13 protein-coding genes are annotated in these 12,554 nt (G+C 71.3%); 8 read left to right on the top strand and 5 right to left on the bottom strand.

The genetic code is table 11. The annotated features are described in order from the left end of the window. Nucleotides 1-16 precede the first annotated feature (16 nt). Nucleotides 17-676 carry a hypothetical protein gene (locus tag AB0A94_RS03065; RefSeq protein ID WP_361737936.1) on the bottom strand — a complete coding sequence of 220 codons (660 nt, stop codon included), beginning with the start codon at nt 674-676 and terminating at the stop codon, nt 17-19. 458 nt (nt 677-1,134) lie between these two features. On the opposite strand from AB0A94_RS03065, the gene AB0A94_RS03060 reads away from it, so the two are divergent. Next, nucleotides 1,135-1,773: a hypothetical protein gene (locus tag AB0A94_RS03060; RefSeq protein ID WP_361737933.1), complete on the top strand. Its 639-nt coding sequence runs from the start codon at nt 1,135-1,137 to the stop codon at nt 1,771-1,773. A gap of 85 nt (nt 1,774-1,858) precedes the next feature. Beyond that, nucleotides 1,859-2,569 (top strand): response regulator transcription factor, encoded by a 711-nt coding sequence (locus tag AB0A94_RS03055; protein WP_361737930.1) that lies wholly within the window; start codon nt 1,859-1,861, stop codon nt 2,567-2,569. Nucleotides 2,570-2,683: 114 nt separating this feature from the next. On the opposite strand, the gene AB0A94_RS03050 is transcribed toward AB0A94_RS03055, so the two are convergent. Next, nucleotides 2,684-3,319, bottom strand: coding sequence for a GNAT family N-acetyltransferase (locus AB0A94_RS03050; RefSeq protein ID WP_361737927.1), 636 nt, complete (start codon nt 3,317-3,319; stop codon nt 2,684-2,686). A 494-nt stretch (nt 3,320-3,813) separates the two neighbouring features. Between AB0A94_RS03050 and AB0A94_RS03045 the strand changes: the two genes are divergently transcribed. Further along, nucleotides 3,814-4,191 carry a peptidase inhibitor family I36 protein gene (locus tag AB0A94_RS03045; protein ID WP_361737924.1) on the top strand — a complete coding sequence of 126 codons (378 nt, stop codon included), beginning with the start codon at nt 3,814-3,816 and terminating at the stop codon, nt 4,189-4,191. Nucleotides 4,192-4,263: 72 nt separating this feature from the next. On the opposite strand, the gene AB0A94_RS03040 is transcribed toward AB0A94_RS03045, so the two are convergent. Further along, a complete protein-coding gene (locus tag AB0A94_RS03040; RefSeq protein WP_361737922.1) occupies nt 4,264-4,851 on the bottom strand; it encodes an XRE family transcriptional regulator in 588 nt (195 codons plus the stop codon). An 89-nt stretch (nt 4,852-4,940) separates the two neighbouring features. Between AB0A94_RS03040 and AB0A94_RS03035 the strand changes: the two genes are divergently transcribed. Then, nucleotides 4,941-5,894 carry an NAD(P)/FAD-dependent oxidoreductase gene (locus AB0A94_RS03035; RefSeq protein WP_361737919.1) on the top strand — a complete coding sequence of 318 codons (954 nt, stop codon included), beginning with the start codon at nt 4,941-4,943 and terminating at the stop codon, nt 5,892-5,894. 139 nt (nt 5,895-6,033) lie between these two features. Here AB0A94_RS03035 and AB0A94_RS03030 read toward each other — a convergent pair whose 3' ends face one another. Continuing rightward, a complete protein-coding gene (locus tag AB0A94_RS03030) occupies nt 6,034-6,570 on the bottom strand; it encodes a CAP domain-containing protein (protein WP_361737916.1) in 537 nt (178 codons plus the stop codon). Beyond that, nucleotides 6,567-6,848 (bottom strand): hypothetical protein, encoded by a 282-nt coding sequence (locus AB0A94_RS03025; protein WP_361737913.1) that lies wholly within the window; start codon nt 6,846-6,848, stop codon nt 6,567-6,569. The genes AB0A94_RS03030 and AB0A94_RS03025 overlap by 4 nt, the downstream gene beginning before the upstream one ends. 289 nt (nt 6,849-7,137) lie before the next feature. Between AB0A94_RS03025 and AB0A94_RS03020 the strand changes: the two genes are divergently transcribed. From AB0A94_RS03020 to AB0A94_RS03005, 4 genes are all read left to right on the top strand, one after another. After that, on the top strand, nt 7,138-7,926 hold the full coding sequence (locus AB0A94_RS03020) for an ABC transporter ATP-binding protein (protein ID WP_361737910.1): 789 nt from the start codon (nt 7,138-7,140) through the stop codon (nt 7,924-7,926). After that, entirely contained in the window at nt 7,926-10,499 is a 2,574-nt protein-coding gene (locus tag AB0A94_RS03015; protein ID WP_361737908.1) for an FtsX-like permease family protein, read from the top strand. The genes AB0A94_RS03020 and AB0A94_RS03015 overlap by 1 nt, the downstream gene beginning before the upstream one ends. An 83-nt stretch (nt 10,500-10,582) precedes the next feature. Beyond that, entirely contained in the window at nt 10,583-11,533 is a 951-nt protein-coding gene (locus tag AB0A94_RS03010) for a hypothetical protein (protein ID WP_361737905.1), read from the top strand. Nucleotides 11,534-11,654: 121 nt separating this feature from the next. Next, nucleotides 11,655-12,119, top strand: a complete 465-nt coding sequence (locus tag AB0A94_RS03005; RefSeq protein WP_361737903.1) for a TetR family transcriptional regulator — start codon at nt 11,655-11,657, stop codon at nt 12,117-12,119. Nucleotides 12,120-12,554: the final 435 nt, after the last annotated feature.

The following is a 12,554-nucleotide window of genomic DNA, read 5'->3' as shown; positions in this document are numbered from 1 at the left end:
CCGCCGTGGGCGGACTTCAGCCCAGGCGCCGGATCAGCAGGGACAATGCCTCGTCGGGAGCGGCCATCGCGGCGATGTGTCGCGCGGCGGTCCGGGCGGCGGCGCGGTAGGACGAGTCCTCCAGTACGCGTACGACGGCCTCACCGGCTTCGCCGGCGTCACGATGACCTCCGCGGCGCCGAACGCGGACACTCGTTCGGCGCCGCCGAAGGCCTTTGGTGATGCGGCCTTCGCACGGGGGCGGTGCGTCGTGCTGCAGGCAGCCGGGCCGGGGATCGACCGGCGCGCACGGTCGCGACAGGGCGATGCCCCGTTCTGCCAGGCGCGCGCCGGCCACGTCGTGCATGGCTTCGGCGACGGATGCCTCCAGGGCGACGCCGACACCGTGCCGGGCCCGCGGCACGCGGAGGCGGGAGGCCGCCAGCGGACCCAGGAAGTCGGCCGGCTCGGCGATCACCAGCTCCGGGGCGAAATCACGAGCCACCGCGAGAGCGTCGTCCGCCCCCAGGTCCACGCGCGTACCGCCGAAGAACTCACCGGCCGCCGCCGGGTTCATGCCGACAGCGGCGTTCGTCCCCGTCCTGCGTCGGAACTCGCCCAGCGTCTCCTCGAGGGTCGGGCCCGCTGAGTGAACGGTGGTGGGCGCGACCAGCATCTCCAGACAGGCGTGGGTCAAGAAGGCCGTGGTGTGACCGGCCTGACGGGCCGCTCCTTCGAGCGGAAGGAGAGGCAGTACATGGCCATAGGCCGGTGTACTGGAGAAGAGGACGCGCATGGGACACCTTCAGCGGAGGAGCGAGAGGCCGAGGCACCGTCGGTGAACGGTGTGGCAACGGCGCATCGGGCCGCGGGTGCAGTGCACACCGCCGTCACCGGCCTGGCGGACTCATCATGTCCGTGACTCATGCTCCGTGGGGAGCCAGTAATTGCTCAGAACTGCTCAGTGCCGGTACGGGCGGCGGTCGGGCGTCGGCACAAGGCCAGCAGGTATCAACTGTTCGAACGAGGTGACAACTCGGTCATGGGTCGCGGACTCCACGGTATCGGGGTCCTTGCCCGGTGCATGGTGATCACACATTCCATGACGAGGGCACAGCCGTGAGCGGTGCCCCGTCCCTGTGACGAGGAGATCTCATGTTCACCCATCGCCGTTCCCGTACGCGTCTGCTGGCCGCTGTCGTCGTGGCGGGTGTATCGCTGCTGACGGCCTGCGAGGGCGACTCCGACAAGGACACTGCCGCGGCCGAGGTGGCCAGCACCGTCTCGGCCCCGGCCTCGAAGTCCGCCTCGCCGTCCGCTTCACCTTCCGAGTCCGCGGCGGACGACGGGAAGTCAGCGGCGACGGGTGACGAGACGGACGCGGACTCCTCCCGACAGGACGAGGGCTACGCGGCCGACGAGGATTCGGCGGCTGACGACAGTGCGGCCGACGAGGACGCCGCGGCGGACGACAGCGCCGGCGGGGTGAGTGGCGGAGTCAGCGGAACGTTCGCCGGCGGTACGGTCGAGTACCTGGCGCCGGGCACGTACATCGTGAGTGCGTCCGGCAAGGACCAGCAGTTCTTCGTGTCCGACAGCACCGCCGTCTACGGCGCGGGGACGCTGTGTGGCAGTTACAGCACGCGTGCCACCACACGGTGCTCCCTCGAAGACCTGGAAGCGGCCACCAGCAGCGGGTCCGTTGCCGCAGATGTGGTCGTCAAGCAGGGCGTCGCCACCCGGGTCACCGAGCGTCCCGCGCCGGACGAGGGTCCGGCCGTCGACGATCAGTGAGACGTCCGGTGCGCGGTCATAACGGTTTCCACCCGGGTCCGGCGGACGTCCGGTCACCGGCTCGGGTGCTGCCGATACTCGCCGGATGGCTCGCGTTCTGCTGATCGACAGGGATCCCGTGCTGCGTGACGACGTACGCAAGGCACTACTGCCCCTGGACGCCGAGGTGTTCGTGGCGTCGACGGGCGACGGGGGACTGGAGAGCGTCCGGCAATGCCGGCCCGACCTGGTACTGCTGGACGCGGACCCGCCGGACATCAGGGGAGTGGAGGTGTGCCGCGGCATCCGCTCGACAGATTCGCTGCCCGTTCTCTTCCTGTCCTCACGGGCCGAGGATTGCGAGGTCGTAGCCGCTCTTGAGGCGGGAGCGGACTGGTATCTCGTCAAGCCCGTGGCCGCCCGCGTGCTGCAGTCCTATGTCGCGGCGGCCCTGCGGCACCTCGACCGGGTCCGGCCGCCACGCACTCCGGCGGAGCAGTACGGTGACCTGGTCATCGACCGTGTCGCGGCGGAGGTGACCCTGCGCGGCCGGCGAGTCCCCCTCGCCCACTCGGAACGCATGCTGTTGTTCGCCATGTCCGCGGCGCCGGACCGGGTGTTCAGCCGCGAGGACCTCAAGGCGGTCACCGGGGGAACCACCGCGGGGACGAGCCCGCGCAACATCGACTCATGTGTGAAGCGCCTGCGGCTGAAGCTGGGCGAGTCACGTGGTGCGCCGGGCTTCATCGACACGGTGCGGGGACGGGGTTACCGATTCCGGGTGCACCGGGACCCCGGGCCGGCCGCTGAGGTGTGACCCTTCCGGGCCGTGCACGCGGCACCGGGCGTCGGCGTCGGGTGGGCCCCGGCTCAGTCCGTGCCGTCCTCACACCGTGCCCATGAGCGTTCGGCCGGGGCTCGGCACATCACTTCAGGCGGCCGCGGCGCGCCGCGGAGAGCTCTCGGACTGCCGCGTCAACGTCAGCCTCACCGTGCACTGGCTTCCCTGAGGGACGACGACGGCCCCGAACAGGTGGGCCAGCGCCAGAGCGGGCCGGTTCTCCGCCAGCACCAGGGCGTGCAGCTCGTCGTGGCCACGTTGCCGGGCGATGCCCACCATCCGCCTCACCAGCTCCGAGCCGAGCCCTCTGGACTGCCAGCCGTCGTCGACCAGGAGGGCCAGTTCGGCGGGGCCGGCACCGGATCCGCGGGCTGATGTACCGGCGGCGCACAGGACGTGCGTGACGGCGATGACACAGCCGGGCTCGTCGGCCGGCTGGGTGACCCAGGTGAGGCCCGCCGACGGGCTTGTCAGAGCACGCCACTCCGCTGACGAGAGGCCTCGCCGGCCGGTGAGGTACCGCCGGACGAGGCTCCGTTGTGAGCAGCGGGCGTGTAGGGCGTTGACGGAGGGCAGATCACCGGCGGCGGCGAGCCGGGTGTGCGTCGTTGTCCCGTCGTGCAGCCGCGTGGTCCATCCGGTCGCGGGGCCCGCTCCGGCGTCCGGGCGGCCGGGCACTGCCTGAACGGCCCCGTCCCCGGGGGACAGTGTCGTGGGGCTGCCCATCACGTGTCCTGCCGCTTCGGGGCGACGGAATGTCCCCGTGGACGCGCTCGGGCTGCCGCCCGGGGCCGCCACGGCGAGTCCGTGTCTCGTGTCCGTGCTGTGGACTGCGGCGTGCACCGAGCCGTGGGCAGGGCGGAAAGCGTGCATGGGTGTCCCGAGGTACTGGAGGTTCCGGCCGTTCGGTGCGGCGGTCCGCGAAGCGAGGTGACTGTCCGGGGCCGATGCACGCACGTCACGGTATCCGCTGGGCAGGGCTGTCGCCGCTGGTTGAGCAAGGGATGGACGGTTCTTGGCATGGTCGGTGGACACCTGACCGCTCCCGGGCCGCGCGCCCGTGGAATCGCTCAGCACCTGATCGACAACTGCTCATCCGGTGCTCGCAGTGATGTCGCGGCCGTACGACCCGAACGTCGGTCGTCAACACTGATCACCCAAGAGCGTGGGACCAGCGACAACCCGTGTGGACGTCCCACCACGTCAGGAAGGTGCTCTCGATGAGCAGGATACGCAGCATGGTACTGACCTCCGGCGCCGCATCGTTCGCCGCGGCACTGCTGGCGATCGGGGCGCCGGCCGCTTCGGCGTCGACGGACGAGGGGGCGTGCCCCAGGCCCTATCCGACAGTGGACCCGGTATGTGTCTTCGACGGAGCCGACTTCACCGGACTGCTCGAGAACAACCCGGCGTGGACGCCCGCCCTGCCGGCCGACAAGAACGACAAGATCTCGTCGATCATCAACGACTCCGACTACCGGCTCCTTGTCTTCGCGGACAGCAACTACCAGGGCGACTGGATCGAGATCGGCCCGCACCAGAGCTGGGTCGCTCCCGTCGATTGGGACAACCGCGTCTCCGGTTACTTCATGTACTGAGCCGGACCGCCACGGACCCCCGCGTCGACCGGACGGCGGGGGTCCGTGGCGACCGCCGAGCACTCTGCCGGGCTATTTCCACGCCCTGAGAAGCATGCGCTCACCCCGGGCTCCGAAGAGGCTGAGGAACTCGACGGGCTGATCGCCCAGATTGCTGAAGGCGTGCGGGAGGCGTGTGTCGAACTCTGCGGCCTCCCCCGCCTGGACCACGAGCTTCTCCCCGCCCGCCGTGATGCCCAGCCGTCCGAACAGGACGTAGATCCAGTTGAACCCCTGATGAGCGTGGAGTTCGGGCGCTTCGGCGTCCGCCGGCCCCGGCGGCAGAACGTGCTTGTGTGCGTGCGGACCACCGTAGTGGCGCACCAGCGGGATCACCGTCCGGCCCTGCTGGGCGACGGCGACAGGGCGCAGATGGATACGGGGATCGCCGGTCTGGGGAGCGCCCACCAGCTCGTCCAGCGGCACGTTGTACGCGGCCGCCAGCGGCAGCAGCAGATCAAGGGTGTACTTGCGCCGGCCGGATTCCATGCGGGACAGCGTGCTCGGAGAGATGCCGCTGATGTCGCTGATGTCGTCCAGGGTGGCCTGGCGCTCCCGCCGGAGCGCCCGCAGGCGTCCGCCGACCGTCAGGAGGAATTCCTCTACCTCGTCGTGGTGCACACCTCCATCTTGCCAAGTCGGCAAGCGGCCTTGGACGCGCCCGCCCGATGGTCGCAGGATCACCGGCGAACGGAACGGAAGGAACCACCATGACCGACGAACACACCCTGTACGACGCCATCGTCATCGGCGCGGGCGCGGCCGGCCTCAACGCGGCGCTCACCCTCGGCCGGGCCCGGCGCTCCGTGCTGGTCGTCGATGCCGGGCAGCAGCGCAACGCCCCGGCGCGGTCGATGCACAACTACCTGGGACACGAGGGCATCGCCCCCGCCGACTTCCTGGACCTCGCGGGACGCGAGATCTCCCGCTTCGGTGTGGAGCGCGTGACGGCCTCGGTGCTGACCGCGACGCGCGAGACGGAGACCTGCTTCCGCCTCGAACTGGACAACGGCGCCACCGTACGAGCGCGCCGGCTGCTGCTGGCCACCGGACTGGTGGACGAACTGCCCGACGTACCCGGCATCGCCGAGCGCTGGGCACGTGACGTACTGCACTGCCCGTACTGCCACGGGTGGGAGGTCCGGGACCAGCCCATCGGCATCCTCGCCACCAGCCCGGTGGGCGTGGAACAGGCGCTGCTGTGGAGTCAGTGGAGCGACCAGGTCACCCTGCTCGCGCACACCGGACCGGTTCTCGACGACACCGCCCGCAAGCGTCTGGAAGCCCGTTCGGTGCGGGTGGTCGAAGGCGAGGTGCGCGCGCTGGACGTCGTGGACGACCGGCTGGCGGCGGTGCTGCTCGCGGACGGGCGGCGCGTCGACCTCACACAGATCGTGGTCGCACCCCGCTTCACCGCTCGCGTCACCGGGTTGGACGGGCTGGGTCTGGACGTCACCGACTGGGAGATGTTCGGGCAGGTCGCCGGCAGTTTCGTGGCGGTCAACCCGCAAGGCGCCACCAGTGTGGCCGGGGTGTTCGCGGCGGGCAACGTCGCCAGTGTCACCGAGACGGTGATCGGTTCCGCGGCCGCCGGGCTGAAGGCGGCGGCCGGGCTGAACCTCGATCTCATCGCCGAGGACACGCGGCGCGCGATGACCGCCTGACGCCCGTCCCGTAACCGGTACCAGCGGCTGAGGCACCCGCGCCCCGTACGGCACCCGACGGATCACGGGTGCCGTACGGGCGCGGATCACGCCGCCCTCGCGAGCGGCCCTCCTGCCGTGGCGTCTCAGAGCGTACGGGTCACACGTATCCGAAGTTCTGTGTCCACATCGGACCCAGCGGGGTGACGAACACGCCGACACCGATCACGCGGAACCCGCGACGCAGGATGTTCCGTCGATGCGGTGGGCTGTTCATCCAGTCGGCGACCACCTCTTCCGGTGTCGGCTGGCCGAAGGCGATGTTCTCACCGCCGGGCAGCGGGAAGCCGGCCGCGAGCATGCGCTCCGCCGGCGAGGTGCCGTCCGGAGCCAGGTGGTCGAAGTAGCCGAGGCGGACCATGTCCGCGCTGTGGGCGCGGGCTGACGCCCGCAGACGCTCGTCGCTGACCAGGAGTTGCATGCCGCGCACGGTGCGCTCCCGGTTGACCAGCGAGACGACCGGATTCTCCAGCGACCGGCGCACGGCGTCACCACCGATGGCGGACCCGTCCGCGGTCGGACAGTCGCGGGGCGCGCCCTCGAAATCGCCTGAGGGCGAGCCCAGGAAACGAATGCGTCCTCCGGTGCCGCCCCACTGGGAGTCCCAGTCGTCCGTATCCGTGTCGTTCGGATTCATTTCTTCAGCCGGTCCACCATTTCCTTGGCCTCGAGAAGGCCGGCTCCCGTGGCCTCGCGGTACTTCTTCATCGCGGAGATGTCCTCTCCGGCACGGGCGAGAGCGGCGACTTCCGCCGGCACGAGTTCGTGATCCGGCACGCCGGCCTGTGTCAGCAGAAGGTCGACCTTGTGTTCCAGGCGCGTCATTCGCCGGTCCAGTCGGCGTGCCCGGCTTTCCAGCGCCGCCGTCACCGTGAGGCCCACGAGAACCACGAGAAGGGATGTGATGACGTCCATGTGTGCTGCGTTTCCTCTTCGTCGAATGACAGACCTGGCCGAGGGGCGGCTGTACATCCTATGAGCGGCGCGCACCTCTTCGAAGAGCATGTCCCGGCACTGAAGCCGCAGATGGTGCTCGACATCTGCTCGCTTGCTGCTCATCCCCGAGGTCCCCTCCTCAAGGAGGAGCCCGCCCGCCCGTCATCTGCGTGACGGAGCCGCCGTATAGACGCGAGGAGGGAGGATCCTGCCGCGATGAGCCGATGAACTGTGAAGACCACTCCCCGAACCGATCGAAGGTCCCCACATGCTCGGAGCACGCAGCCGCAGAACGCCCCCCGGCGCGCCCATCGGAATCGACTCCACCCGCAGCGCCGTACGTCTGACACAGGTGACCAAGGCATACGGTCACGGACCGTCCGCGGTCGTCGCGCTCGACCAGGTCAGCGCCGGCATCACCGCCGGTACCTTCACAGCCGTCATGGGCCCCTCGGGCTCGGGGAAGAGCACCTTCCTGCACTGCGCCGCCGGACTGGACCGGCCGACGTCGGGGGTGGTGCAACTCGGCGGACAGAACCTCGGGGACCTCGGGGAACGGCAGCTCACGGAGTTCCGGCGGAGCCACATCGGATTCGTCTTCCAGGCCTTCAACCTGTTGCCCTCCCTCACCGTGGAGCAGAACATCACCCTTCCCCTGCGGCTGGCCGGGGCCAGGGCGGAGAAGGGGGCCTTGCAGGGCATCGCCTCGGCCGTGGGGCTCGGGGGGCTGCTGGACCGCCGCCCCGCCGAACTCTCCGGCGGCCAGCAGCAGCGCGTCGCCATCGCCCGCGCCCTCATCACCCACCCCGAGGTCATCTTCGCGGACGAGCCGACGGGCGCACTCGACCCCGACACGGCCGAGGAGATACTCGCCCTGCTCCGGCAGGCGGTGACCGACCTCCACCAGACCGTGGTGATGGTCACCCATGATCCGGCCGCCGCCCAGCGCACCGACCGCGTCCTGTTCCTGGCCGCCGGCCGCGTGGTCGACTCCGTCAACACGCCGTCCGCGGCCCAGGTCAAGGGCATCATGAGCGAGCTGCGGAGGCGGTACTGATGCTGCGTCTGGCCCTGGCCACCCTGCGCTCGCGCGGCGGTGCCTTCGCCGCCACGTTCACGGCCCTGCTGCTGGCGGCGGCCGTGGTGAGTGCCTGCGGGGTGCTCCTCGAATCGGGACTGCGCTCCGCGCTGCCGCCGGAACGGTACGACAAGGCCCCGGTGATCGTGGCCGCGAGTCAGTCCGTGGAACTGACGGTCAAGTCCGCTGACGGGACCGACTACCGCAGCGCGCAGCCGCTTCCCGAACGGCCCGGTCTGGATGCCTCCCTGACCGAGGGCATCGCCGCGCTCGACGGCGTCACCTCGGTCGTGCCCGACCGCCGTGCGACAGTGCGCCTCCTGGCGGGCGACCGGTCCGTCACCGGCGCCAACGGTGCCGTACCGCAGGTACACACCTGGGAGAGCCGTGTCCTGGGCGGCTTCCGTCTCACCGAGGGGCACCGCCCCGAGGGTTCCCGGCAGGTCGTGCTGGACACCGACCTGGCCGAGCGGGCCGGTCTCCGCGTCGGCGACGACGTCCGGCTGATGTCCACGGCCACGCCCCGCACCTTCGAGGTGGCCGGTCTCGTGGCTCTCGACGGGGGCCGCACCCCACGGCAGTCGGTGCTCTTCGCCTCCGCGACCGCGGTCGAGGAGCTGTCACCGGCCGCACGCACGTCGGTCGACGCGTTCGGCGTGCTCACCGCTCCCGGCACCCCCGCGGGGCAGGTCGCCACGGAGATCGCGAAGACGCTGAAGGGCACCAACGCGTCCGTCTACACGGGCGAGGGGCGGGGGGAGGCGGAGTTCACCGACGTGGCGGTCGGCGCGGCCACCCTGGTCGAGCTCGCCACCGCGATCGGCGGCAACGTCATGCTCGTGGCCGTCTTCGTCCTGTGCGCGACGACCTCGCTCGCCATCCGGCACCGGCGGCGGGAGTTGGCTCTGCTCCGCGCGATCGGCACCACGCCACGGCAGCTCCACCGCATGATCGCCGCGGAGTCCGCCGTGGCCGGCCTGGCCGCGGGGGCGTTGGGCTGTCCCTTGGGCGTCGGCGTCGTGTACTGGCTCAGTGATCAGTTCGCCGGACGCGGCATCGTGCCCCCGGACTTCCAGCCGGTGATCGGACCGCTCCCCTTCCTCACCGCTGTGGCGGCCACCGTCCTGACCGCGGTGGGAGCCTCCTGGTTCGCCGCCCGGCGCGCGGCGCGCGTCCGCCCCACCGAGGCGCTGCGGGAAGCAGCGGACGATCCCGGCCGCCTGGGCCGCGGACGGCTGGTGACCGGCGGGATCCTGCTCGCCCTGGCGGCGTCCGTACTGGGCCTGGGCCTGGCCTACCGCACCGACTTCCTGACCCTGGTCGGAATGGCCAACTCCCTGGTCCTGGTGCTCGTGACAGCGGCAGCGGTCCTCGGACCGCTGCTGACCCGCCTCGCGGCCGCTCTGCTCGCTCCCGCGCTGCTGCGTACCGGTGCCGCCGGCTGGCTGGCGGCGGCCAACATCCGGGCGCGGGCCGCTCGGACGGCCGCGGCCGTCACCCCGCTCGTCCTGGCGGTGTCCTTCGCCGCGACCGTCGTCTTCACCCAGACCACCCAACTCGACCGGTCGGCACAGGAGATCCGGTCCGGCACGGTGGCCGACCACGTGCTGACCTCCGCCGCCGGAGTCTCACCCGACCTGGCGCGCCGGGCCGCGGAGCTGCCCGGGGTGTCGGCCGCCACCGGGGTGGTCCGTTCCAAGGCCGTGGGCGTGGGCTCACTGCTCGGTACGGAAGAGACCGTGTCGCTGACCGCGCAGGGCCTCCAGCCCGCCGCCCTGTCCGCCACGATCGACCTGGACGCCCGCGAAGGCGACCTCTCGGCCCTCGCCGCGGACACGGTCGCCCTCAGCACGACGGCGGCGTCGTGGCTCGGTCTGGGGGTCGGGGACCGAGCCCATCTGTACCTCGGGGACGGCACCCCCTTCACCGGAGAGGTGATCGCCGTGTACGGCCGGGGACTCGGCTTCGCCGACCTCACCTTCGACCACGACCTGCTGCTGTCGCACACCACCGCCGGCGTCGACCAGTCGGTACTGGTCCGGTCCGCGTCCGACGCCGGTGATGTCGCGGACGGGCTCTCCGCACTGGCCCGCGCGTACCCGGGTACGGCGCTGAGCGGCGCACTGGCGGTGGACGACCTGGTGGCGGAGCAGCGGGCCATGGCGTGGGTGAACTACGTGGTGGTCGGTCTGATCATCGCCTACACCGCGCTCACCGTCGTCAACACCCAGGCGATGAACACCGCCTCCCGACGACGGGAGTTCGCCCTGCTGCGGCTGACCGGTACGACCCGTGCGCAACTGCTGGGGATGGTGCGTCGGGAGAGCGTCGCGGTGGTGGTCGTCGGGGCGGTCCTGGGGACACTTCTCGCCGCTCCGCCGCTGGTGTTGGTCGCGCTCGCCCTGACCGGTGGGCCGTTCCCCACGGTGCCGGTACGGGGCTGGCTCCTGATCGTCGGCACCACGGGCCTGCTGGCGATGGCCGGTTCGGTGCTGCCCAGCCGTCTGATGCTCCGTGCCCGGCAGGCGGAGGCCATCGGGACGAAGGAATGACCGCATGACCCGTGGTCGCGTGGCAGGAGCGCGCTGACCGCGATAACTCCCGTCGGCTCATACAGGTGAGTGATTCGGTGCACATGACGCAACAGCCTGTGTGTTCACCGGGCGGTGGAACGGCCCGTGGCGAGGTCCCGGACGCCGCCGAAGCGCCGTTCGTCGGCAGGACCGCGGAGCGTGCGGTGTTCCGGTCGGCGCTTCGCGGTGAGCGCGAAGCGCCGGCGGTGCAGTACCTGCACGCGATGAGCGGTGTGGGGAAGAGCGCGTTGCTGAGGCGGTTCGCCCTCGACGCCGCCGGCGCCGGCAGGCCGGTGTTCGAAGCCGACGGGAGCCGTGTCGCCGCGCCGCGAGCCCTCGCGGCTGCCCTGGGGAACATCGCGGACCTGACCGGTCCCGTGCTGTTCGTCGACGAGGTGGACCGGTGCGAGGGCCTTGAGGCGTGGCTGCGCGAGTGCCTCCTGCCGTCTCTGTCCCAGGAGGCGATCGTGGTGCTCGCCGGCCGCCGGTGCCCCGAACCGGACTGGACCGCCGATCCCGGATGGGCTCGCCATGCCCGTACGCACCGGCTGTCACGTCTGGGGGAGGACGAGGCGGACCGGCTTCTCGACAGTCTCCTCGTGCCGCGGCCGTTGCACACCGCCGTCAAGAGCTTCGCGGCGGGCCACCCGCTCGCTCTGCGCGCAGCCGCGGCCGACGCGCGGACACGTGCCGTCCCCGCCGGGGCGGAGGAGGAGTGGTCTCCCGCTCCCGCGACCACGTCTTTCCTGTTCGGCCGCCTCGTCGGTCCGGCACCGACGGCCCTGCAGCGCAGGACACTGGCCATCGCGGCAGCCGCGAGGACGGTCACCGAGGGACACCTGCGGGCTGAAGTGGGCAGCCAGGCCATGTCGGCGTTCCAGTGGCTCCGCACCCAGCCCTACACGACGCCTGTGGCCGGGGGACTGCGGTTGAGCGAGGTGCTCGTCCACGTCGTGCTGGCCGTGCGGGAGCGGGAGGAAGCGCTCCGAGACAGAAACTTGCCTTACTGGTAAGTTAAGTTTCATGAGTCCTCGAAGGAGCGCCCGCAACCAGCTCATCGCCAGTGCCGAGGAGGTCTTCTACCACCGGGGCCTCGGCGCCACCAGCGTGGTGACCGTCGCGTAGGAGGCCGGTGTGTCGAAGCCGACGCTGTACGCCCACTTCACCGGCAAGAGCGAGCTCGCCGCGACGGCACTGCGCCACCGGCACGACCAGGCGGCCGCGGAACTGGCGGACTGGCTGGCCGGCGTGGCGGAACCCGCCGACCGACCGCAGGCGGTGTTCTCCTGGCTGGCTCACCGGTACGAGACCAAGGGCAGGCGAGGCTGCGCCTTCCTCAACGCCGCGGCCGAGACGGTCGACACCGAGGACCCCGTGCACCACGCCGTCCGGGCGGAGAAGCGCTGGCTGCGGGAGCTGCTCACCACCCTGTGCGCCGAGGCCGGGACGGCGGCACCCGAGCTGCGCGCCTCCCAGTTGCTGCTCCTCATCGACGGAGTGGCCGGACGCGTGGTCGTCGAGGGGCCACAGGCCGCCGCGCGGGCGGTGGCCGACGCCGCGGACGCCGCGGCCGCACTGCTGGCGGCCGGTCCCTCATGAGGTGCGCCGGGGACCGGGTCGGGCGCCGCGCCGCCCTCCTGCTGTCAGGCCTGGCTCTCTACGGGGTCAGTACGGCCCTGCTGGTCCGCGCCGGACTGGGAACGGACCCGTGGACGGTCCTGACCCAGGGCGTCGCCCGTGCCGCCGGGCTGTCGCTCGGAGCCGTGATGGTGCTGATCTCCGCCGTCGTGTTCGTCCTCTGGGTTCCCCTGCGGCAGCGCCCCGGCATCGGCACCCTGGCCAACGCCGTTCTCGTCGGCCCCGTGCTCGACCAGGCGCTGCGCGTACTGCCCGCCCCCGGCCCGTGGCCGTGGCGGTTGCTGTTCCTGCTCGCCGGCGTCGTCGGCACCGCGGTGGCCACCGGGCTGTACGTCGGCGCCGGCTGGGGGCCGGGCCCCCGGGACGGCCTGATGACCGGACTGGCGCGGTGCGGCG

This window comes from Streptomyces sp. NPDC044984 (genome assembly GCF_040646935.1).
Taxonomy (GTDB): Bacteria; Actinomycetota; Actinomycetes; order Streptomycetales; family Streptomycetaceae; genus Streptomyces.
Note: the sequence above shows the minus strand (reverse complement) of the source record. Positions and strands in the feature narration are given on the sequence as shown.